Raw genomic sequence first — 25,061 nt, 5'->3', positions numbered from 1 at the left:
ACAAGATGTTATTATCTCATATATCTCAGTTTTTTTAATTATAATATCTACATTTGTTTTAACTAAATACCAGGTTAAATTTTTAGGTAAAGATCAATATGGAATTATAAGCTTAGTTAATTCTGTAATAGGATATGTAAGTATTTTGGATTTGGGAATTGGACAAACTATTATAAGATATATTTCTTTATATAGAGCAAAAGGAGAAAATTATAAAATAGAACAGATTGCAGGATACAGTTTTAAGTCTTATATAAGAATATCCGTTATAGGACTTATAGTTGGCGGAAGTATATTATTTGTTAGTAATATGATATTTCCTAATTTAACAAATAATCAGATGGATTTATTCAGAATAGCTTTTCTTGTTGCCTTAATTAATATTGTTTTACAGATTCCAGGAGCTACGTTTAATGCAATACTTACAGCACATGAAAGATTTAAATTTTTGCGAGGAACCAATACAATAAGGTCTATATTAAGAGTTATAATAATGATAATACTGTTTAAATTAGGATTTAGAGTGGTAATGGTATTTTTAGTGGATTTAGTTTTAAATCAAGGTATAAATATTATCAATTATCTTGTTGTAAGATATAGTTTAAAAATAAAATTAAACTTTAATAAATTAGATACTAATGTTAGAAAAGAAATATATACTTATTCTTTTTTTGTGTTTTTAGGGATAATTACTGATCAGATATTCTGGAAAACTGATGGAATTATAATAGGTATAATGGGTACTGTAAATGTAGTTGGAGTCTATAGTATATCAGGACAAATAATAAGCCAATATCTGAATATATGTGCTACATTTTCAAGTGTTTTTTTACCAAAGCTTACTCACATGATAGCTGAAAATAGACCCAAATCAGAAATTAATAAATTTTTTATTAAAGCATCAAGGTATCAATTTATTTTAGTTGCTATGATTTTAATAAATTATATATTTCTAGGGAAACAGTTTATAACCTTGTGGCTAGGTAACAATATGATTGATGCATATTATTATGGACTAGTTATATTTATTTCACTGACAGTGCCTATGTTTCAGACTACAGGATATCAAATATTATATGCTATGAATAAACATAAAGTAAGATCAATGATATATTTATTTAATGCTATAATAAATATAATTATTAGTGTAATATTATTTAAGATTTATGGAGCAATTGGACCAGCACTTGCTACAGCAATAGCTATGATTGCAGGTAATACGGTTATAATTAATATTTATTATAAAAAAACATTAGAACTGAAATTAATAGATTTCTTTTATAAAGTATGCAATAAAACTTTAGTTGTATCAATAATAATTTCCATAGTATTTATAGTTTTAAATAGATTTACTGATAATGGTATATTATCATTTCTATTAAAAGTAATTATAGGCAATATATTATATACAATTGGAATTTATTTTTATACTCTATCAAAAGAAGAAAAGATGTTTATTTTAAAAAAACTACATAGGGGCTATAAATTACAAAATAGTAATTTGTAAAGGAAGTACTTATATGAAAAATAATAGACTGAAGTCAATTTTGGGAATGGGATTTGCATCTGTTATTCAAGTTTTAGTTAATATCGGTAAAGTAAAGATAATAGCAGTTTTGCTTGGAACCGCAGGGGTAGGGGTAACCTCGTTCATTAATAATATAATAACAACTATTCTTCCCATTTCGTCTTTAGGGATGAATCAAGGAATTATAAAAGAAATTAATGAGAATATAGACGATAGGAAAAAAATTAATAGTATAATAGTTACCTCATATCTTACAACTATTATTTTATCAATATTTATAACTGCGTTTATAATAATATTTGATAGAAGTATAAGTATTTTAAATATAGATTCCTTTGATAAAAAATATATTTATATAGCCATGTTCTCCATACCCTTTCTAACCTTTAACCAGATAAATATAGCCTTAATAAATGGATTTAAGAAAATTAAAGCTTTGGGATTAGCTAACATTGCTTCATCCATAGTGACTTTGATAATAAGTGTGGCGCTAACATATTACTACAGATTAGAAGGAGCTATAATATCAATATTTATAACAGCGGTAATTACCAGCCTTATTTATTGGTATCTTGGTAGAAGCCATGATGACAGAATTATTAAAGGGATAAAAGGATTTTATGATTTATCTTTATTAAAGATATTGATAAAATACAGTATTATAGCACTGTATACAATGTTTTTAAGCAATATGTATGTACTTATAATAAGAAGAATTATAATCAGTAAAATGGGAATTGATAGTGCAGGAATATTTCAGGCGGATTGGTCCTTAATAAATCAGTATTTGGGATTAGTGCTGTCTTCCTTAGGAGTATATCTAATTCCAACGCTATGTTCATTAAAAACTAAAAAAGAAATAAATAATGAATTAAATTCCACACTAAAAATTATAGTATTGATAGCAGTACCTATTATGTTATGTATAATTATCTTTGGAAGAATAGTAATTATACTTTTCTATTCAACTAAGTTTTTAGAAGCAGCAAATATTTTGCCACTATTTATTTTAGGAGATATATTAAAATGTGTAGCCTGGGTAATTGGAGCACCTCTATGGACTATTCCTAAACTTGGGAAACTTGCAATATTAAACACTCTAGATTTTATAATTATTACCGGCAGCACATATTTTTTTATAGGTAAATTAGGATTATACAGCGTGGTTATAGGATATATATTAATGAACTTAGTAGAAATTATTTTTAATTATTTTGTGATGAAAAAGGAATTAAGTTTCAAGTTTAGTAAATACAATTATAAATTGATTTTCACTTCTATTGGAATTATAGTTTTAAGTGTTATCTTTGATTTGTATATTTATAATTTAATATTAAAATATGCTATTCAGGTTATATTATTTTTAACATGGGCAGCTTTATCTGTGAGAAAAAATGATATAAGTATGTTACTTTACATAGTGACAAGAGGTAAAAAAGGTAAACTTGAAGAGTGAAAAAATAAAAACTGTTAGTACAGATATGCTAACAGTTTTTGTTTTTTATTTAATAGTTAAGTTAAATAAATTCTACTTCAAATCCCCTTCAAATATAAACTGATGCAAATCAGCAATATTTCCTTCTCTGTTCCAATCCAAATAGAAAACACCGTTTATCATTCTATTAGTACTGTAACCAGGCTTATCATCTGGAATTCTAAACTGTTCCATAGTGTTTATATTATTCATAAGTACATAAGAAGTATCTGCAAGAATATCTGTTTTTGTTAGAGAAGTTTCCACGTCTGAAAGAACAGTATCAAGGGTACTAGAAGCTTCTGATAAACTCATAGAGGATATTTTATTGAAAACTTGAGTTAAAACAGTTCTCTGTCTCTCAGTTCTTTCAAAGTCTCCATTCCCTACATATCTTATTCTAGCGTAACCTAAAGCTTGTATACCATTTAAATGCTGCATTCCACCATGAGTTAAATAAGGAGGAGTTATTTTTTCAAGTTTTGCGACTTCAGATATATAACCATTGAGAACTTTTACTTCAGCATCAGATACATTTATGTCTACACCACCTACAGCATCTACAATTTTATCAAAGTGAGTAAAATCAACCTTTACAAAATCTTTTATGTTCATATTCAAATTTTCATTTACTACCTTTAAAGATAATTGAGGGCCACCATAGGCATAGGCATGAGTAAGTTTGTCCTGAGCTTTACTACCTACATTATTCATAAGCATATCTCTCATTAGAGAAGTTATCTTTATTTTCTTATGAGCTTTATCAAGAGTTAGTATCATCATGGAATCAGAACGACCAGTATCTGTAGATTGATCTCTTGTATCTATACCGAGAAGTAGAATGTTTACATAATTGTTTTCAACAGTTTTAGAAGTATAATCGTTACTGTTAAACTTCTTTGTATCTATACCAAGATCAGCAGCGTTCTGTGATATCTTTGTAGTCTTAACTTTAGATAATTTACTACTAAGAGTCCAGTACCCACCTGCCCCAATAACTACTATAAGTGCAACTACTATAATTATAGGTATAAAAATTTTCTTTTTTTTCATAAGTATCCTCCAGAAGATTGTATTTTGTTGTTTAAAAAATTTCTACATTTATCATATAGGCTTAGGGAAAAGGTGTCAATAAGAAGGATGAAATTGGTAATATAATATGACAATAATTTGAAAATACACTGTTTTCAGATAAATTTACTAAAAAATAATACATATAAGATTATAGAAAATTAAGAAATCTATTAGACAAATTGTAAAAGTATTAATATAATGTACCTAGAGTGATAAATAAGTATAAAAATTAAAAGTTCTAATATTAAATTTAATAATTTTAATTCTAACTTATAAAACATATGACACTAAATACCATATTTCCTTGTGCTTTTCCTAAATTGATAGTATAATGGTTAACATGTATTATGAAAATTTACAAAAATTTAAAAGAAACGTCTTAATTATATTAAGATATTTTTTATTTATAGGATAAATTATTAAATTTAAATATATTAAAAGGTAATACAAGGGGAAAAGGGGGAGTTTTAGTTGCAGAATCTGGAGTTAGGCGAAGATATGGATTCTATTAGCCATGGGGACAAGTATTCTAAAAGTTTTATATACTATTTTACAAAAAGGCTAATTGATATGTTTGGTTCGCTAATTGGAATCATTCTTTTAAGTCCTGTACTAATAGTAACTATAATAGCAATTAAATTGGATTCTGAAGGACCTATCATATTCTCTCAAGAGAGAGTGGGTAAGAATGGTAAGCTATTCAAAATGTATAAATTCAGATCTATGGTGACAAATGCAGAGAAATTATTGACAAAATTAAAGGACAAAAATGAAATGTCAGGTCCAATGTTTAAGATGAAAGAAGATCCTAGAATAACTAGGGTAGGCAAATTCATAAGAAAGACAAGCCTTGATGAACTTCCACAATTATTCAATGTAATGAAAGGTAATATGTCCCTAGTGGGACCAAGACCAAATCTACCAGCTGAGGTAGCAAAATTCAGTAATTATCATAAATTAAAGCTTCTTGCAAAACCTGGACTAACTTGCTACTGGCAGGTTATGGGTAGAAACACAATAGGTTTTGAAGACTGGATGAAGCTTGATGTTAAGTACATAGAAGAAAGAAATATATGGGTAGATATAAAACTTATAATTAGGACATTTTTTATGTTGTTTGGAGACAAAAATGCTCATTAAATATAGCTAAACAAAGGTATATAAATTTAAGGGGGACAATATAAAATGAAAATAGTTGTAGCAGGAACTGGATATGTAGGACTAGTAAGTGGAGCTTGCTTATCAGAGGTAGGACATAATGTAACTTGTGTAGATATTGATGAAAAAAGGTTCAGTTGGTGAAGGGTGGTAGTTCTCATATATATGAAGCGGGTTTAGGCGAATTATTGAGAAAAATATAGTTTGAAAGAGGCAGAGGAAGCTGAAGTGGAATATTACTCAACTGAACGTCCAGTAGTAAAGTAATTATAGATATAAATTATATTAGGCAATAAAAATTTTAAGCAACAGTTGTTTGGAGTGAAGAGATTGATAGATGTTTTTATAATTGGGTCAAAGGGTATCCCGGCTAAATATGGTGGTTTTGAAACGTTTGTTGAAAAACTAACAGAAGGACAGAAAAGTAAAGATATAAAATATCACGTTTCTTGTTTATCAGATAATTATAAAGAAATTCAGCATAACGGTGCTAGATGCTTTAATATCAAAGTACCTAATATTGGACCTGCAAAAGCAGTTTATTATGATATAGCAGCATTAAAAGAAAGCATAAAATATATAAAGGATAATAATATAAAAAATTCAATTGTATATATTTTAGCATGTAGAATAGGACCATTTGTTGGATATTACAAAAATAAATTAAAAAAATTAGGTGGAACTTTAATTGTTAATCCAGATGGTCATGAATGGAAAAGAGCAAAATGGAATAAAGCTATAAGACAATATTGGAAAATTTCAGAAAAATACATGGTTAAACATTCAGACTTATTAATATGTGACTCAAAAAATATAGAAAAATATATAAAAGAAGATTATAAACAATACAATCCAAAGACAACTTTTATAGCCTATGGAGCTGATACTAAAAAATCAAAATTAGCTGATAATGACAGTGTTTTACTTCAATGGTATAAAGAAAAAAATGTTAAGAAGAAAGAATATTATTTAGTAGTTGGTAGATTTGTTCCAGAAAACAACTATGAAACTATGATAACTGAATTTATGAGATCAAAAACAAATAAAGATTTTGTATTAATAACAAATGTAGAGAAAAATAAATTCTATGAGGAATTAAAAGAAAAAACTAATTTTGATAAAGATAAAAGAATAAAGTTTGCCGGCACTGTGTATAATCAGGAGTTATTAAAGAAGATTAGAGAAAATGCGTATGGATATTTACATGGACATGAAGTTGGTGGAACTAATCCATCATTATTAGAAGCATTAGCAAGTACTAAACTCAATATATTACTAGATGTAGGATTTAATAAAGAGGTTGGCTTAGATGGAGCCTTGTATTTTAAGAAGCAAAAAGGAGATTTAGCTACTTTAATTGGTAAAGTTGATTTGTTAAATAAAGAAGTAATAGATAAATTTGAGGAAAAATCTAAGTTACGTATATCTCAGGACTATTCATGGGAAAAAATAGTGAAATATTATGAAAGTTTGTTTTTAAGCAACTAAAAAGTCAAATGAAGAAGTAAATATGAAAGGAATTATATTGGCAGATATATCAGGGACAAGACTTTATCTAGTTATTAAACCTATCTATATATGATAAGCCAATGATATATTATTCAATGTTAGCTTTATTGTTTGCTGGAATAAAAGGTATTCTCAATATCTCCTAAAAGAGGTAATCTAGCTTATGATATATTAAAACTTGTATTATCTGATAAGTATTGAAGAATATACCACTGTACAGGTATTGTAGAATGTATTACCATAAATTTAGATAAAATGTATACTCTTAAAGAATGTTATATAATTAAGTTAAGGAGAGAAGAATGAGAATATTATTGGTTAACAAGTTTCACTATATAAAAGGTGGTAGTGAAACTTATTATTTTAGTTTAAAAGAACTGTTAGAAAAACATGGACATGAAGTAATTGAATTTTCTATGAAAGACAATCAAAATATACCAAGTAAATATTCAGAATACTTTGTAGAGAGCATTGATTATAATAAAAAGCAATCATTATATAATAAGATAAAATTAGCTGGAAAATTAATTTTTTCATTTGAAGCTCAGAATAAATTAGAAAATCTTATTAAGGATTATAATCCTGATATTGCTCATTTAAATATATTTCAACATCAGCTATCTCCATCAATATTAAGTACTTTAAAAAAATACAATATTCCTATAGTATATACTGCACATGATTTAAAAATGATATGTCCAAACTATAAGATGCTGGTATTTGGTGAAATTTGTGAACAATGCAGAAAGCAGAAATATTATAATTGTTTAAAGAACAAATGTGTTAAGAATTCGTATATGAAAACCATTGTAAATGTAATAGAAGCCTATACACATAAGATATTAAATAGTTATGCTTTAATTGATAAAATTATAACCCCTAGTGATTTTTATAGAAAAAAATTTATAGAGTTTGGAGTAAAACAAGAGAGAATTAAATATATTCCTAACTTTATTGATGCTGATAAGTATGTGCCCAACTATGAATTTGATGATTATTGTTTATACTTTGGAAGACTTTCTGAGGAAAAAGGCATTATAACATTGGTTAAATCTATGAAAAATGTTGATTTTAAATTAAAGATAGTTGGAACAGGTCCAATGGACGCATATATAAAAAAACTTATAAAAAGTGAAGGAATAAATGATAAAATTGAAATATTAGGATTTAAACAAGGAGAAGAATTAATTAAATTAGTAAGCAAAGCAATGTGTGTAGTTGTGCCTTCTGAATGGTATGAAAATGCCCCGTATACTATATTGGAGGCTATGGCATTAGGTAAACTTGTTATTGGATCTAGAATTGGTGGAATAACAGAGCTATTAGAAGATGGATTAATTGGTTTAAATTTTATTCCAGGTTCTATTGAAGATTTATCTAATAAAATTAATTATATAATTGAAAACAAGCATTTAGTAAAAAGGTATGGTGAAAATGCTCGAAAGAAGATAAAAATTAAATTTAATGAGAAGCTTCACTATGAGCAAATAATGGATGTATATAAACAACTATTATCTTAATAAAAAATATACTAAAAATTAAAATGAATTTAAGCTAAAGTAGTCTATTTATTATAAAACGGAGGGTTATTAAATGAAAAAATTAGGACTATGCGTTGTAATATATAATAATAATTTCGGTAGCATGCTCCAATCATATGCAACACAAAAGAAACTAGAAAATATGGGAATTGAATATGAAGTTATTAGATATAGAAAAAAATATACCCCATTATTTTTTATAAAATCTTTTTTTAGGATATTTAACCCAATAATGCTGAGCGAAAAGAAGATATTAATTCAAAAAAAGGTGAATTTGTCAATACATAAGGATATTAGTAAATACAATGCTTTGAGAAATAAAAAATTTGATGAATTTAGAAAAATATATTTTCAAAAACTTTCACCAATTTATTTTGGATATTCAGAACTCTTAAAAGCAGGTAAAAAATATGATGCTTACTTAGTAGGAAGCGATCAACTGTGGTCACCAAGTGGTTTACCAAGTAATTTTTATAATTTAAAGTTTGTTGATGATAAGATTACAAAAATTTCATACGCATCTAGTTTTGGAGTAAAAAAAATTCCATTTTATCAGATAAAAAGAACTGAAGAATATCTAAAGCGTATAGAATATATAGGCGTTCGTGAGAATACTGGCAAGAATATTGTTAAGGAATTAACTGGAAGAGATGTACAAGTAGTTGTTGATCCAACACTCCTTTTTAATGACAAAGAATGGAAAAGCATTTTAGAATATAAATCATTATATACAGAACCTTATATCTTTGCGTACTTTTTAGGTCCAAATGAAAAACACAGAATGATAGTAAATCAGCTTAAAAAATCAACAGGACTAAAGATAGTTACAATTAGACATATGGATGAGTATGTTGATGCAGATGAAAAATTTGGTGATTATGCACCATATAATGTTGGCCCAGTTGAATTTGTTAGTTTGATAAGTCATGCACAATATATATGTACTGATTCATTTCATGGAACAGTTTTTTCAATATTACATCATAAACAATTTATAACATTTAATAGATATTCTGATAATGCAATAGATTCAAAAAATTCCAGAATTGATAGTCTTTGTTCAAATCTTGGATTAGAAGATAGGAGATTTAAAAATAATATTGAGAAAGAAATGTTAGCTGATATTGATTATACTTCTGTAGATATTAAATTAGAAGATATGAGAAAAAAATCTAATTCATATTTAGAAAAGGCACTAACATGTATGGGTGAATAATTAATGATTTTAATAGATGAAACAAATAAAATTGAATGCTGCGGATGCACAGCTTGTGCTAATATTTGTCCTAAAAACTGTATTAATATGATCGATGATTTCGAAGGATTTTTGTATCCTAAAGTTGATATTGATAAATGTGTAAATTGTGGTTTATGTGAAAAGATATGTCCTATAAAAAATAAGTTTAATGGAAGAAATGAGACTGAGGCTTATGTAGCACAACATAAACAAAAAAAAGTTCTTGATGAAAGTTCTTCTGGTGGAGCGTTTTCAGCTATAGCAAATTATGTAATAAATAAAGGAGGAGTAGTGTTTGGGGTTGGTTACGATGAATCACTAAATGTAGTGTATAAGTATATAGAAAGTATAGATAGGATTAATCTTTTAAGAGGTTCGAAATATGTTCAGAGTTATTTAGGAAAATCACTAAATGAAGCTAAATGCTTTTTAGAAAATGGTAGGCTTGTTTGTTTTAGCGGTACTCCTTGTCAAATTGCAGGTCTTAAAGCTTATTTAGGAAAAGATTATAATAATCTTATTACTATTGATTTGGTTTGCCATGGTGTTCCATCGCCAAAATTGTGGAGAAGATATTTAGATTATCATATATCTAAAAGTCATTCTAGTATTAATGAAATTAACTTTAGAATGAAGACCTATGGATATCATAGTGGAACTATGGGAATTATGTTTACTAATGGTAAAGTATATCGTGGAAGTGCTAGAGTTGATTATATGTTAAAAAGTTTTTTTTCTGAAATTAGTTCACGTCCATCATGTTATGACTGTGCCTTTAAAACGGTAAGTCATAATAGTGATTTTACAATATTTGATTGTTGGAATTTTTCTAAAATGGTTCCAAAAATTAAAGATAATGATAGAGGTTACACAGCTATTTTAATACATACTAAAAAAGCTAAAAATATATTAAATCAGTTAACTAATGAAATTGAATATTATAAAATAGATTTAAATGAAGTTATAAAATTAGATGGAAAAATGGTAAAGAGAAGCGCGGTACCTCATGCTTCCAGAAAAAGTTTTTATGAAATTCTCAATTGCAAATCTTTACCAAAGACTATAGAGGAAACAATACCTATTAGTGCAACAGATAAAATAATTGAAAAATTAAAAGTTTCTATTTATAAATTTGGAATGATTAAAATTGCACAAAAAATTAAGAATATTAAATAATATAAAGAAAAATAAAAAATTACTCTAATAATTTAATATTTTTAGTAATAATTTTGATTATATATAAGAGGTGTTAATTGTGTTTAATGATTCAGTATTGTTTTATGTAGTAATTATTACAATCACTACATTTTGTGCAATTTTAACTTATAATAGAATTCTTCCGAAAATAATACGTAATATATTTTCTATAGCAACTGTTTTTATACCATCGATTTTTGCTGGCTTAAGATATGGAATAGGAACAGATTTTTTAGGGAGATATCTACCAGCTTTTGAGGGATTGAAATATAATATCAATTATGATCCTAAATTTGAAATTGGGTTTTTAATGCTTAATAAATTTGTAATATTTATAGGTGGAAATATTAATGTAGTCATGTTTATTATGTCTTTAATAACAACTATATTCATATGGAGAGGACTACGGCAATACCAAAAATATTTCAATCCAGGTATAGGTATGTTTATATATATGATAACATATTACCAAATGTCGTATAATATTGTTCGTCAAGTAGCAGCAATGGCTATATTGTTTTACATAACTAAATACATTTTTGAGAGAAATATATTAAAATTTATATTTTACTTATTAATTGCAATGAGTATACAAGTTACTTCAATTATATTTTTAAGTGTTTATTTTCTCTATCCCATATTAACAAAAGAAAAATATAAGAAAATGAGAAAATATTTTTATATATTAGTTCTATTATTTATTATTAATATTGAGAAAATAATGTTTCCTATTCTTAAAGCTTTTTCATTAGACTATTATGCTAATTACGTAAAAACTGATGGAATTTATGTAAGCTATTTTTTTATTTTTAAATGTATTGTATTTTTATTGCCTGCGTTTATATATTCAAAGAGAATCTTGATAGACCAAACATTAAAGTTACAATATAGCTTTGTAGTTCTAGGGTGCATTCTTATGTTGACTGGATATATGGGGACATCTTTTACTGTAAGGATTTCATTCTACTTCAATTTGTCATTAATAACTATTATCCCTATGGTATATACAAAACTTAAACAATTAAAATATTTTTATCTAGGGCAGATATCTATTGTTAGTTTAATTTTATTTTGGTATATCGAATATTTTATTATGTTAAGGAGTGAGACAGTACCTTATATGTTCTTTTTTGGGCAATAATAAAAAGAAAGATTTTATAAGACTTCTTAGTAATAAACTTTTAATATAAGTTAAATATTCAACTGGAGGATAAAAGAATGAAAATTATATCAATTATTGTTCCTATATATAATGTAGAACAATATTTAAGTAGATGTCTTGATAGTATTATTTCTCAAACTTATACAAATCTTGAAATAATATTGGTGGATGATGGATCTACAGATGATTCTTGGAGTATATGTAAAAAATATGCCAAAATTGATAAAAGAATAGTATTAATCAAGCAAGAAAATAAGGGAGTATCATCTGCTAGAAATGAAGGGATTCGTATTGCAACTGGTGAGTATATAGCATTTGTTGATAGTGATGACTATATAGATAACGATATGTATGAAATATTATATAATTTAATGAACGAAAACAATAACATTGATTTAGCAATTTGTGAAACTGTCAAAGATAATATTAAAAGCAAAAGTGATATAAGTATATTAAATAGAAATGAAACTTTAAAGGCTTTGTTCAATATGAAAAGTTTTCGAGGATATATATTTAATAAATTATTTCGAAAATCAATTATTGAAAAAAATAACTTAACTTTTAACAAGGATATATATATTTGCGAAGACTTATTATTTTGTTTTAACTATGTTTTAAATATAAGAAATGCGATATATTCAATGGAACAAAAATATTTCTATATAGAAAGAGATGATAGTGCTATACATCGCTCATTCAATGTAAAGAATTTAACAGTATTAAATGCATATGAATTAATGCTTGAAAATAGTAAAAATAATGTAGATACAAACTTGCTTAATATGATGAAAGCCAATTATGTTAGACATTGTATGCAAATAAGTAAAAAAATTGTTTGTTCAAATATTAATGATAATAGACATTATCTAAAATCATTGAAGTATAGTGCTAATAAATATAAAAAAAATTTTCTGTTAGCGAGGAATATGCCATTAAAATATAAACTAGGTTATGTAGTAATGGCCTTTAATGTAGATTTACTAAAAAAATTATAAAGACATATGTTGAAATTTGTAATTTAGAAATTTTAAGTATAGAGGTGGATGATTATTATTGATTAGTATAATTGTACCTATTTATAATGCTAAGGCGTATTTAAATGAATGCATTGAAAGTTTATTGAATCAAACAAATGATGATTATGAATTGATTTTAATTGACGATGGTTCAACTGATAATAGTTTAAGTATATGTAGAACTTTTCAAACACAAAATTGTAAGATAAGAGTTTTTCATAAAGAGAATGAAGGGGTTAGTGTTGCTCGTCAATTTGGTATTACAAAAGCAATGGGTGAAATTATTGCTTTTGTTGATTCGGACGACAGGGTAAATGAGATGTTTTGTGAATACATTAATTTATATTCAGAAGACTACGATGTATTAGTTTTTTCTAATAATCTGATTAAAGAAGAGATAATTATAATAAATGATAGTCATAAAAAAGCGGATATTGTTAAAGGTATAATTGCTCATGATAATTCGGAAAATTATAAAGGTATTAATTTGGCAAGTGTATGGGGAAAAGCGTATAAACGTTCTTTTTTATTATCTAATCAAATTTCGTTTGATAAAGAGTTATCGAGTGGAGAAGATATGATGTTTAATATAGATGCAAATATGAGAGCAGAAAAAATACTTCTAGTTAAAAAATCAATTTATTTTTATAGACAAAATCCAAATTCAGCTACAACTGGATATAAAAAATCAATAGTCAAGAATGATTACAAATACCTTAAAAAACTAGAAAATATATTATCTCAGTATTTTCCTGGGGATAAGAGTTTTGAATATATTTATGGATGTATTGTTCTTAATGGTATCTGGATTTGTATGCGTCAATATTTTGCAAATCCTGAAAATCCAGATGGTTTAAAAGTTAGGATTAGTGAGTTTAAATTAATCTTAGGCAAATGGCCATATAATAAATATTTATTATCATGGAAAAAGTATTCTTATAATATGTCTATAGTGAGAAAATTATGTATTGGAATGCTTAATCTAAAATTGTATAGAGTATGTTTTTTGTTTGTTTCATTTATGGTTAAGGGTAAAAAAATACATGAAAGTGAATTTGTAGAAATCTAAATATTTTTTAATTTCTTGAAAATTACAATAAAAAAGGATGTGGAATTAATATGAAAAAAAATAGTGATTTTAATGAAAAAACAAAAATAGGAATAATGACATTTCACGCTTCTCATAATTGTGGATCAATATTGCAAGCACTTGCTCTTCAAAAAATATTAAATGATTTAGGCTATAATAATGAAATAATTGATTTTGCTAATGATGGATCTAGAAAAATATATTCAGTATTTGTAAAAGTAAATAAGTTTAAAAACTTGCTTAGAAATATTTTGAGTTTGATTTTTTATGCTCCTTTAAAGCAACATTATAATGATTATAATAGATATATTAAAAAATATTTACGAAGTACAAGTTCTAGCTATAAAAATAGAGATGAATTAAAAGGGTTAGATAAAAAATATGAAATATTAATTAGTGGTAGTGATCAAGTTTGGAATACAAAGTGTGCTGATGCAGATGAAGCATATTTTTTAAGTTTTGCTCACAATGTAAAGAAAATTGCATATGCTGTAAGTATGGCTTCTAAAAATATTATTGGACAAGGTAAGGATATAGAAGATAAATATAGAAGATATATATTAGATTATAAAGCTATATCAGTAAGGGAATATAATGCAAAAAAATGGATAGAAGAATTAACTCATAGAAAAGTTGAAATTACTTTAGATCCTACTTTACTTTTAAGTAAAGTAGAATGGGAAAGTTTTTGTGCAGATAAGTTATGTAATGAAAAATATATTTTTTACTACTCCATGGGATACTATAAGGACATTAATGATATTGTAACGCGAATTTCTAAGATGTGTAATATGCCTGTATATGTAATAGATGCAAGAGGGTGGGCTAGACGTGCATTATACTTAAGAGGATTTAAATTAACGAAACATGGAGGTCCAGATGTGTTTTTATCTATGATGAAAAATGCAGAACTTGTTATAACAACTTCATTTCATGGAACAATATTCTCTACAATGTTCGAGAAAAAATTTTGGTATATTAACAATAGAACTAAGAATACAAATGATGATAGGGCAACATTTATATTGAGCCAATTGGGATTAGAGAATAGGTTTATTGATGGAAATGACATTAATGAAAACAATGTTTGGGAGCCAATAGATTATAATATCTCAAAACAGAAGGTTCAAGATTTAAAAGAGTACTCTATCTCATTTTTAAATGATGCAATTTTAAAATAAAATAGACAATAATGGAGAAAAATAATGAGTTCAATTAAAAAGAATTTTATATATAACGTTTTTTACCAACTTCTTGTACTGGCACTACCACTTATTACTGCACCGTATGTTTCAAGAGTTTTAGGAGCAGAAGGAATAGGAACATATTCATATTCATATTCTATTGCAAATTATTTTCTTTTATTTGCTATGCTAGGAGTAGCGAATCATGGAAACAGAAGCATTGCTAAAAACAGAGATAATAGGAAAAATTTGAGCAAAACATTTTGGAATATCTATGCAATTCAGATATTTAATTCTATAATAGTTGTTGCAATATATGTAATATACATTATACAATATTCTAATAATAAAATCATTGCAACCATTCAATTAATATATTTAATTTCAAGTGCGTTTGATATAAACTGGTTTTACTTTGGAATGGAGAAATTTAAATTGACAGTAACACGAAATACTGTATGCAAAATATTAACAGTAATTGCTGTATTTGTTTTTGTCAGAGAAAGAGGAGATTTATGGAAATATGTTTTAATTATGTCGTTAGGAACATTAATTAGTCAAAGTATTGTATGGGTATTTATACGTAGATACATAAATTTTACGTTTCCATCAATCCGCGAAATGTTAAAAAATGTTGTACCAATTATCATATTATTTTTACCTGTATTGGCATATAGCGTTTATAGACTAATGGATAAAATTATGCTTGGTAATATGTCAACAATGAGACAGGTTGGTTTATTTGATAATGCAGATAAAATAATTGTTATGCCTATGGGTATTATAACAGCTTTAGGAACTGTAATGTTGCCAAGGTCTTCTAATCTTGTGGCAAATGGACAGCTGGACAAGCAAAAACAATATATATATAAATCAATGCAATATGTTTCTATTATGGCATGTGCAATTGCATTCGGTTTAGCAGGTATAGCAAATATATTAGCACCGGTTTATTTTGGTACTGAGTTTGTTCAGTCGGGACAACTTATAGCACTTATGGCACCTACAATTTTATTTACATCATGGGCTAATGTTATCAGAACGCAATATTTAATTCCAAATAAACATGATAAGATATATGTAACATCAATGCTTGTGGCAGCTTTATTTAATATAATACTAAATTTAATATTTATACCGAAATACCAAGCTAATGGAGTATTGATAGGAACTATTGTAGCCGAATTTACAGTTATGTTTATTCAATGTTATAGTGTAAGGAAAGAATTGCCTATTAAAAAATATTTTATAACTAATTTTATTTATATAATATTTGGCGTAATTATGTTTATAGCAGTTAGAATGATAGGTAATACTTTTGGGACAAAAATAACAACACTATTTTTACAGATTATTGTTGGAGGAATCTTATACTTAGTACTGACAATAGGTTATTTGTATATTAGGAAAGATGATATGCTATTTGTTATCTTTAGCAAGCTCACTCGGTTCGCAAAACCCCACAGGGATGTAAATAAAATGTAGTAATGAGGCAAATTCCATTCATCTCCTAGCCACTATTTCGAAAGCTGAATTTATGGGCAGAATACCCCAAAAAAATAAAAAATATATCAACTAAATGATTTTTTATCATTTTTAAAAAATTTTGTATAAATATCAGCAGAAACTATCTTTATTATGAGGAAATCTCTTGTTTAGTACCGAATAACCAAGAGACTCCAATTCCTTTTTTTTATCTGTCTACTTCGTTTTCGGAATTAAGTTTATCAAAATAGTCTGCTATAATAAGATCCGTTTTTAATTATAATATCTGTATTTCAACAGGCTAAATATACTTTATCAAAACTAGGTGAAACTTCCAGTGCTGCCGCATCTATCTTTATAGTTAATATATTCTTACTTTTTAAAATTTACTCTTTATTATTTTTCCTCCACCAAGATGTCGCTGTTTTCCTACTAACTTTAAATTCTTCAACAAGCTTTTTCCAATGTCTTTTATTTTCTTTCTTATTCATTAAGAATTTATCCATTTTAGGAATATTTTTTTATATAGTTAAAGATGTAAATATATGAAAATTATTTGACGATTACAAAATAAATGCTTAATGAAAGTTATAGTAAACAAACTAACTAGGATGTGTCTGAAAACATGAATTTGCACATAAATCAAGTTTAAGATAAAATAAAAGAAAAAACTTGGAGATAAAAATTATGGCACAAAAACGTTATGAAATATCTGATGAACAATGGTTACAAATACAAGATTTATTTTCTATTCCTAAAACGGGACGTCCGCCAAAAGACAATCGCCTTATGTTCAATGCAATCTTATGGATTGCAAGAAGTGGAGCGGCTTGGCGAGATTTACCTGAACGCTTTGGCTCTTGGAAAACAGTATACAGCTGTTTTTGTAAGTGGCGTGACGATGGCACTTTACTAACTATTTTTAAGCATTTAAACTCAGAAGCAGATTACGAGAATTTAAGTATTGATTCCACTTCTGTGAAAGCACACCAGCATAGTGCAGGTGCTAAAAAAGGGCTGTAAATCATGAAAATAACCAACATATTGGATTAAGCCGTGGTGGTCATACTACAAAAATTCATACTATTGTTGATGGTCTTGGAAACCCGGTTTGTTTTCAATTATCAGCTGGAAATTTACATGACAGTACACTTGGCTACTGATGTTTTATCAAAGGCTCATATAAACGGCAGTAATATATTAGCAGACAAAGCTTACGGAACCAACGAAATCAGAGAGTACATTACTTCTAATAATGCCACATACACAATTCCGCCTAAATCAAACATCCAAAATCCTTGGGAGTGTGACTGGTGGATTTATAAAGAGCGCCATTTAGTAGAATGTTTTTTTAATAAAATTAAGCATTTTCGTAGGATTGCAACTCGCTACGATAAGTTGGCAGACTCTTTTCTTGCGTTTATCCATGTTGCTGCAATTTTTATTTTATCAAAATAATGTATGGTCAGATACTTTTCAGACACATCCTAACTTAACATCATTAAAAAAAGCTATAATTGATTATTACTTTAGATGAATTGCTAATATTACTTAAAGAAGTTAAATTCAATATTTTAGAAACAGTGTCAGGTATGGAATTGCAGAGTAAAATAATTAATGTTGATGATATTTTGAAAAGTTGTATGTTAAGTCAATAGATATCAGTATTCTCATGAAAAAATTGAAATAAGTTTAGTAAAGTAGGTTTACTCTTTTTTGTAGATTAAAATAAGTTTGACATAGCTTCACTTAATAAATGAAGATGAAAAATAATACATATAAAAAACAGCATTTAAATAAATGAAGAAGAGAGAAAAATAGTATTAAAACATATTTTGTAACTGAGGAAGCTTGCTTTATAGGTGATAACTTTGTGCACTATATGGTGAATATATATAAGGATATAAAAATAATAAATGCAGACAATTTAACTTATGCAGGAAATTTAGAAAATTTAAAAGGTGTTGAAAATAATCCTAATTATACCTTTGTTGAAGCTGATATTTGTGATAAAGAAGCTATAGAAGATATATCTAATAATAATGGAATAGATTATGTTGTAAACTTTGCAGCTGAATCTTATGTAGATAGCAGTATAAGAGAACTAGAAGTATTTGTAAAGACTAATGTATTAGGAACTGCAACACTTTTGAATGCAGCTAAAAAACAATGGTAAACAGAAGGTGGATTTAAAGAAGGAAAAAAATATCTTTAAGTATCAACTTACGACGTATATGGTTCATTAGGAGAAAATGGCTACTTTATAGAGACAACACCATTGGATTATCACAGTCCATATTCATCAAGTAAATCAGGAGCAGAACTTATGAGTTTATGGGGACATTTTTAAAACGCCTATAAACATAACAAGATGTTCAAATAACTATGGACTATATCAATTTTTCGAAAAGTTAATACCTTTTATAATAAACAATTGTTTAGCTAAAAGAGATTTACCAATCTACGGAGATGGCATGAATATAAGAGATTGGCCTTATGTAGAAGATAATTGCAAAGCAATAGATATGGTTATAAAAAAAAATATGTGAAGTTTATAATGTTGGAGGACATAATGAAAGAACTAATGTATACATAATTAAAACTATAATTGATTATGTGTCACAAAATATAGATAGTTCAGTAACAGAAGAACTTATAAAATATGTAGAAGATAGAAAAGGTCATGATAGAAGATATGGAATAGACCTAACTAAGATTAAAGAAGAATTAGGTTGGGGACCAGAAACGACCTTTGAGGTAGAAATAAAGAAGACAATTAAATGGTATTTAGACAACAAAAAATGGATGTATAATATAACATCATGACAATACCAAAACTACTATGAAAAAATGTATGGAAATAACTAAGAGGTCAGTTTAGTGGGAAAGTTTAATTTTGAGAAAACAGAAATTGAAGGAGTATATATAATAGAACCTCAGGTGTTTGGAGATAACAGAGGTTATTTTATGGAAACTTATGATTTAGATGAATTTAAAGAAGCAGGATTAGATATGGCTTTTGTACAGGATAATAAATCTAAATCTAAAAAAGGTGTTTTAAGAGAATTACATTTTGGAACTCAGCATTCTCAAGGGAAATTAGTTAGAGTAATAAAAGATGAAGTTTTGATGTAAGAAAAAATTCCAGAACTTATTGAAATGTGTTGGAGTAAAATTAAGTGATGAAAACAAAAAAACAATTTTATATTCCAGAAGGTTTTGCCCATGGATTTTTAGTACTTTCTGAAAAAACGAAATTTGTTTATAAATGTACAGATTTATACCATCCAGAATTTAAAGATGGAATTGCTTGGAATGACAAAGAAGTAGGTATTTAGTGACCAAGTGAAGGTATCGAAGAGTTAATATTCTCAGAAAAAGATAAAAAGTGGAAAACCTTAGCTGAAAGCAAAATACAATTCTAACAAGAATGGACAAGATATAACAACAGGATTAGTTCTTTATGTAGAAATTGGAAATAGCTTAATGAAAAGAACAAAGCATATGCTCTGTTACTTTGTGATAGAATAGTAATTTTACGAAATTAAATTATAATTTTTTATCAATAGCAAAATTATCTATACAAACTATTGTTATAGATTTTTATTAATATTTATTGTACCTTTTTAAAGATTGCAGAGTGTACCTATATTTACAATGCTTTTTCAAAATTTATTAAGTATTAAAATTCTGAATATATACAAAAAACTTGTAATTTATGTAAAAAAACAATACAATTATCTTAGTAAAGATTAAATTAATGATAGAAATAATGTTATAAAAAAGAAAACTTTATTAGTAGGGAAAGGGAAATTATGAAGAAAAAAATATATATAGTATTAATCATAATACTTATAATTTTGTTTACAAATATAGTTGTAACTTGTATAGTCACATTAAACACTAATAAGGAACCAATTAATCAAACTACTAAAGAACAACAAATTAAATACAAAGGTATATCTACTACTATCTACAGATATACAACAAAGTTGAACATTGAAAATAATTTAAATAAATTTGAAAACATAAATTCATCAGTTTCTTTATGCGTTATGGAATATATTAATAAACCAACAGATAATGTTATTACAAGTATTCCAAATTGGCAATTTAAAATGGATACTTTCATGAAAATTGCAAATGAGAAGAATATAAAAGTAGAAATGTTAAAGCCACACATAGGTACTTATTCTGGCGGAGATGGTTTTTCTAGACGCAATTATAATCCTGAAAATAAAGAATTGTTTTTTTCTAATTGGCAATCTATATTACTAAAATATGCAAACTATTGTGATTTACATAATATACCATTGCTGGCGATTGAATGTGAAATGTCACAATTAACAACTGAAAAATATTATTTAAATTGGGAAAAAATAATTAATACTATAAAAAAGAAGTATCCAAAGCTAAAAATAACCACAGCTTTCACAAGTTCTCAGTTAAAAAATGAAATTATTAGTAAGAAAAAAGGGTTAAAATCTATACTTGATTTAGTAGATTATATAGGTTATAATTTTTATCCAACATTACAAAAAGATGATTTAAATAAAATTGCAATACAATATAATAACACATTTAATAACGTTTTTACTTTATGGCATAAAAAAATATTAATAACAGAATCTGGTAGTACTTCTTGGAGTAATGTAGATAGCAATAAATTATACCCTATTTATATACCAAAAGAGAAAGGTATACCTTATAATTTTACAAATCAACATATATTTTAAATACAACGTTAAACTATATTTTTAATAATAACCATATAGTTGGAGTATTTTTATGGCATACAAATACACCTTTTAATTTTTTAGATTATAAGGAAAATCGTGATTTAATAAAGAAATACTATGGCATTAAATAGATATATAAGTATTCTGGGAAATTTTTCATATTATTTTTGGTTGTGAAATTTAGAATAAAAATATTGACTAAAACTCTTACACCCATATTCTCAAGTTTTGTTTCATAAAGAATCGTGGATTTAAAATAACTTATAAGGTTATGTATTATGAATACTATCCATAAGAAACTATAAATACCATAGAATTTAGATGTTCTAAGATTCTTTATATGGTATACATTTTTAACCATTTTAAAGAAAGTTTCTATAGTTTGCTGTTTATTATAAAAATGAAATATTTTAACTGTACTCATTTCTTTAGCACTGATATTTGTGATAAGTAAATAGTATTTCAATTTTCATTTTTTAGATAATGTCTGAACTATAATATATCTAACTTTATTGATTTGAGGAAGTTCATAAACCCAAGCAGCCTTATTGGCTTTATCATATTTTGAGTAAGGTATATCTTTTGCTAGATTTTTAGCTTTAATGGGAGAGTACCCTTTAGTAACAAATTTTAAATTAGGAATTGAAAGTAGTTTCTCAATATTTTTTGTTGAACCAAAACCACTGTCAGTTATTAATATTAAATTACCATTATGAACTTTCTCACTGTACTTATTAGAAAATATAGATTTTAATAAATCATCATAGTTGATCAGTACAATGTGTACTCCCTGAATCTAAGATTACTGCTACTGTTTCAGAGTTGCTCACCGGTAAATGAGGCAGCTAGTTGATAGCCACTTTGGTTTTCCCTTTTAGGGAAATAACCTTTTGGGGCTAATTCAAAAGTTTTACCATTTGCAATTAAATCTGTTTGATTACAGTCTACGATTATACTATTATGGGTAAAAACTTAATTATTATTATCCATAAAAATCTTATGATGAATATCTTGAAGCTGAAGTATACTATTAGAATCAAAACGGGTAAGTAATAAATTAATCTGTGATTGATCTGGAATTGTATCCATATCAAACATATTGGCAGAAAGCTTTTCTATGGTGAAAGTTTTTCATTTGTGTCTTTAGTGGTCTCGCAGCCAATAGCTATAGACATGATAGTAGTTTTTGATATACAGAATATTTTACTTTCTTCATCTTAAGTTTAAAGTCCTCAAAAGGCTTGAAAAAATTCATTTTTAAGCCTTTTGCATAACTGCAACTAACCAAATGGAAGTAGTTTCTTCTTTACAATTATTTAGAGTAAAGCTAATATTATCCACTATTTATTTTTTGGAAACTATTTTATGGAAATTGTTAATGCTTCGTTTGTATGAAACTTAGGTAGTTAATAATCTTGTCATTAGGATGGAATATATCCTCCTCCTTAACTCCAAAAGTCTTTGCAAGATGAATTCCAAAAGGTTTTTTTGGATAATGTACTCCATTTTCCAAGGATTAGTACGCTTTATGAGTAATAATGCATTTCTCTGCCAATTCTACTTATGTCAATTCACTATTTATTCTTAACATTTTAAATTTTCATACTATGCTATATCCTTACTTACATAATCATCTAAGGTATTAGGTAATAAATTAATTTGGAATCTATCTTCTCCTAAAATAAATGGCATAGTATCAGCTCTTTACAGTATATATTCGACACTAAAGTGATATTCCATTTTTGTTTTAAGAATGTTTTTGTTAATTGTTAGACGGACTCACGTACGGTTCTTAGACGAGGCAAAGGGAGCAATCACTTTTCTTTAGTCAATTACTGCAGTCATGAATATCAATCGTTCTTAAAAAGTCATAAAATAATATGCAGCATGAGCCGTAAGGGCAATTGTTGGGATAGTGCTAGTGCTGAAACATTTTTCAGCACTATAAAATGCGAAATGTTATATCAGAAACAATACGCTACGCGTGAAGAAGCACGTCGTGATATATTCGGGTATATTGAAATTTTTATACTGTGAAAATAATAGTAATATTTGCAATCTAAAGAGAATGCCTAACTCTGAAGTGTCCTCTTTTTGGGGAAAAGCTCACTTTAGTATGTACTTTTATTTCTGCGGTTGTTAGTTTTTTTATAATATCTCCAACTTACCAGCCTCAAACTAGCGTCATTGTAGATAAAAAAGGTAATAGTGCAACAAATCAAAATTATAATGATGTATCAAAATCTTGTTAAAACCTATGCAAGTATTGGTAAGTCAGATGATGTATATACAAATAGAACAAGAGAATTAGAGGAGAATATACATATGTTAATAGTTCAGGATAATCCTAAGTCACCTTTATCAGAATCCTATAGAACACTTAGGACAAACATACAGTTTTCTAGTTTTGATGACAATATGAGTACTATATTAGTAACAAGCTCAACACCGGCTGAAAGAAAATCTACAGTATCATCTAATTTAGCTTTGGCTATGGCAGAAACTAATAAAAAGGTGTTACTCATTGATTGTGATTTAAGAAGACCTTCTATACATAAAAAATTTAATTTATCAAATGAAAAGGGATTTTCAAATTTATTAATAGGTCAATATGCCTTTAATGAGATAGCTCAAAAATATATAGGTGATTTATATGTTTTAACTTCAGGAACAATACCCCCTAATCCTTCTGAAATGCTTTCATCAAAAAAATGGAACTTTTCTTAAATGAAGCCAAAAAGAATTTTGATTACATAATCCTTGATACACCACCGGTAGTATCAGTAACGGATGCTCAGGCCTTATCTACTATAGCTGACGGTGTGATTTTGGTAGTAGCATCTGGACAGGCTCAAATTCCGGAAGTTCATAAAGCTATTAAGCTTTTGCAATATGTTAAAGCTAATATTATAGGTATTGTAGCTAATAAGATTAAGTCCAGTAGAAGAGGATATAAATATTACCAATACTATTATGGAGAGGATGGTAATAAAAAAGAAAACATAAGAGTAATAAATAATGGCATTATGATAAAAACATAATTAGCAATATAAAAGGATAATTTATTAGTATAGCTTGATGATAAATTATCCTTTTTGTATTTTAATGAATATTTATACTTATGATGTAGTTTGTAGATAAGGTGTTAATGAATGGTATGGAATTGTCGACATAATATTCTAATAATTTTAACATATACTATTTAAAGGTAAATCTACAATAACTAAGGGTCTGACCTTTAGTTATTGTAGATTATCTGGATTAAATATATCCTTTACTAACCCAAAAACTTTTGCCAGAGAAATCCTAAAAGGTTTTCTGGGATAATGTATTGCATTTTCCTAGGCCCAATATGATTTATGAGTGATAATGCATCTTGCTGCTACTTCTACTTGAGTCAACTCCTTAAAGAAATTTTCGTTTTTTTCTTTGCACTGAATTTTTTTATATCTTTGCCAGTATTATTTATAAAGCTGCACATGCCTAAGAGTCTGCTATAAGTTCTATGGACATATCTTTCCTGTAAATCTTCAAGGCTTATGTTAGTAGTTATAATAAGTGGAAGATTTATTTGCATATATATATATATCACATATTTTATGTAGTTTTATAATAAAATTAGTTTTACCTATATTTGGGATGCGATTGGAAGCTAAATGCTGAAGTC

Annotated in this window: 16 protein-coding genes and 7 pseudogenes; 20 read left to right on the top strand and 3 right to left on the bottom strand. The window is 26.8% G+C overall.

Translation table 11 applies throughout. From position 1 onward, the window contains the following. Positions 1-1,507 (top strand): oligosaccharide flippase family protein (locus RH99_RS11175; protein ID WP_010237919.1); only part of this gene is annotated, 1,507 nt, incomplete at its 5' end. A gap of 13 nt (positions 1,508-1,520) precedes the next feature. Beyond that, on the top strand, positions 1,521-2,984 hold the full coding sequence (locus tag RH99_RS11170) for an oligosaccharide flippase family protein (RefSeq protein ID WP_010237917.1): 1,464 nt from the start codon (positions 1,521-1,523) through the stop codon (positions 2,982-2,984). Positions 2,985-3,056: 72 nt separating this feature from the next. On the opposite strand, the gene RH99_RS11165 is transcribed toward RH99_RS11170, so the two are convergent. Further along, positions 3,057-4,055, bottom strand: coding sequence for an LCP family protein (locus RH99_RS11165; RefSeq protein ID WP_010237916.1), 999 nt, complete (start codon positions 4,053-4,055; stop codon positions 3,057-3,059). Between the two features lie 519 nt (positions 4,056-4,574). On the opposite strand from RH99_RS11165, the gene RH99_RS11160 reads away from it, so the two are divergent. From RH99_RS11160 to RH99_RS11085, 16 genes and pseudogenes are all read left to right on the top strand, one after another. Beyond that, positions 4,575-5,216, top strand: a complete 642-nt coding sequence (locus tag RH99_RS11160; protein WP_050993363.1) for a sugar transferase — start codon at positions 4,575-4,577, stop codon at positions 5,214-5,216. A 45-nt stretch (positions 5,217-5,261) separates the two neighbouring features. Further along, positions 5,262-5,431, top strand: a pseudogene (locus RH99_RS11155) (UDP-glucose 6-dehydrogenase); the annotation flags it as partial. A 133-nt stretch (positions 5,432-5,564) separates the two neighbouring features. Beyond that, entirely contained in the window at positions 5,565-6,722 is a 1,158-nt protein-coding gene (gene cps2T / locus RH99_RS11150; RefSeq protein ID WP_010237909.1) for a beta 1-4 rhamnosyltransferase Cps2T, read from the top strand. Between the two features lie 22 nt (positions 6,723-6,744). After that, a pseudogene (locus tag RH99_RS19765) lies at positions 6,745-6,886 on the top strand (glucose-1-phosphate thymidylyltransferase); the annotation flags it as partial. Positions 6,887-7,045: 159 nt separating this feature from the next. After that, on the top strand, positions 7,046-8,263 hold the full coding sequence (locus RH99_RS11145; protein WP_010237906.1) for a glycosyltransferase family 4 protein: 1,218 nt from the start codon (positions 7,046-7,048) through the stop codon (positions 8,261-8,263). A gap of 73 nt (positions 8,264-8,336) precedes the next feature. After that, on the top strand, positions 8,337-9,500 hold the full coding sequence (locus RH99_RS11140; protein WP_010237904.1) for a polysaccharide pyruvyl transferase family protein: 1,164 nt from the start codon (positions 8,337-8,339) through the stop codon (positions 9,498-9,500). Positions 9,501-9,503: 3 nt separating this feature from the next. Beyond that, positions 9,504-10,697 (top strand): Coenzyme F420 hydrogenase/dehydrogenase, beta subunit C-terminal domain, encoded by a 1,194-nt coding sequence (locus tag RH99_RS11135; protein WP_010237902.1) that lies wholly within the window; start codon positions 9,504-9,506, stop codon positions 10,695-10,697. A 79-nt stretch (positions 10,698-10,776) separates the two neighbouring features. Beyond that, a complete protein-coding gene (locus RH99_RS11130; protein ID WP_010237900.1) occupies positions 10,777-11,859 on the top strand; it encodes an EpsG family protein in 1,083 nt (360 codons plus the stop codon). Between the two features lie 77 nt (positions 11,860-11,936). Next, the gene (locus RH99_RS11125; RefSeq protein ID WP_010237898.1) at positions 11,937-12,875 is read left to right on the top strand and encodes a glycosyltransferase; all 939 of its coding nucleotides are present in this window, start codon (positions 11,937-11,939) and stop codon (positions 12,873-12,875) included. Positions 12,876-12,933: 58 nt separating this feature from the next. Beyond that, on the top strand, positions 12,934-13,965 hold the full coding sequence (locus RH99_RS18325; RefSeq protein WP_010237896.1) for a glycosyltransferase family 2 protein: 1,032 nt from the start codon (positions 12,934-12,936) through the stop codon (positions 13,963-13,965). 50 nt (positions 13,966-14,015) lie between these two features. Then, entirely contained in the window at positions 14,016-15,167 is a 1,152-nt protein-coding gene (locus RH99_RS11115) for a polysaccharide pyruvyl transferase family protein (RefSeq protein ID WP_010237894.1), read from the top strand. 24 nt (positions 15,168-15,191) lie between these two features. After that, positions 15,192-16,655 carry a flippase gene (locus tag RH99_RS11110; protein WP_010237892.1) on the top strand — a complete coding sequence of 488 codons (1,464 nt, stop codon included), beginning with the start codon at positions 15,192-15,194 and terminating at the stop codon, positions 16,653-16,655. A 684-nt stretch (positions 16,656-17,339) separates the two neighbouring features. Beyond that, positions 17,340-18,113 (top strand): annotated as a pseudogene (locus tag RH99_RS18630) (IS5 family transposase). Positions 18,114-18,477: 364 nt separating this feature from the next. Next, positions 18,478-19,481, top strand: a pseudogene (gene rfbB / locus RH99_RS11095) (dTDP-glucose 4,6-dehydratase). A 54-nt stretch (positions 19,482-19,535) separates the two neighbouring features. After that, positions 19,536-20,080: pseudogene (gene rfbC, locus RH99_RS11090) on the top strand (dTDP-4-dehydrorhamnose 3,5-epimerase). 390 nt (positions 20,081-20,470) lie between these two features. Then, positions 20,471-21,391, top strand: coding sequence for a glycoside hydrolase family 113 (locus RH99_RS11085; protein WP_010237876.1), 921 nt, complete (start codon positions 20,471-20,473; stop codon positions 21,389-21,391). Positions 21,392-21,509: 118 nt separating this feature from the next. On the opposite strand, the gene RH99_RS19760 is transcribed toward RH99_RS11085, so the two are convergent. After that, positions 21,510-21,818 carry a transposase gene (locus RH99_RS19760; RefSeq protein WP_081504391.1) on the bottom strand — a complete coding sequence of 103 codons (309 nt, stop codon included), beginning with the start codon at positions 21,816-21,818 and terminating at the stop codon, positions 21,510-21,512. Positions 21,819-22,366: 548 nt separating this feature from the next. Then, complete coding sequence (locus tag RH99_RS19920; RefSeq protein ID WP_279373963.1) at positions 22,367-22,492, bottom strand: hypothetical protein; 126 nt, start codon at positions 22,490-22,492, stop codon at positions 22,367-22,369. Between the two features lie 735 nt (positions 22,493-23,227). Between RH99_RS19920 and RH99_RS18620 the strand changes: the two are divergent. After that, positions 23,228-23,422: pseudogene (locus RH99_RS18620) on the top strand (IS3 family transposase); the annotation flags it as partial. Positions 23,423-23,719: 297 nt separating this feature from the next. Further along, positions 23,720-24,435, top strand: a pseudogene (locus tag RH99_RS11080) (CpsD/CapB family tyrosine-protein kinase). Positions 24,436-25,061: the final 626 nt, after the last annotated feature.

The organism is Clostridium arbusti SL206 (assembly GCF_000246895.1).
GTDB lineage: Bacteria > Bacillota > Clostridia > Clostridiales > Clostridiaceae > Clostridium_I > Clostridium_I arbusti.
This window is presented reverse-complemented; position numbering and strand designations above follow the sequence as displayed.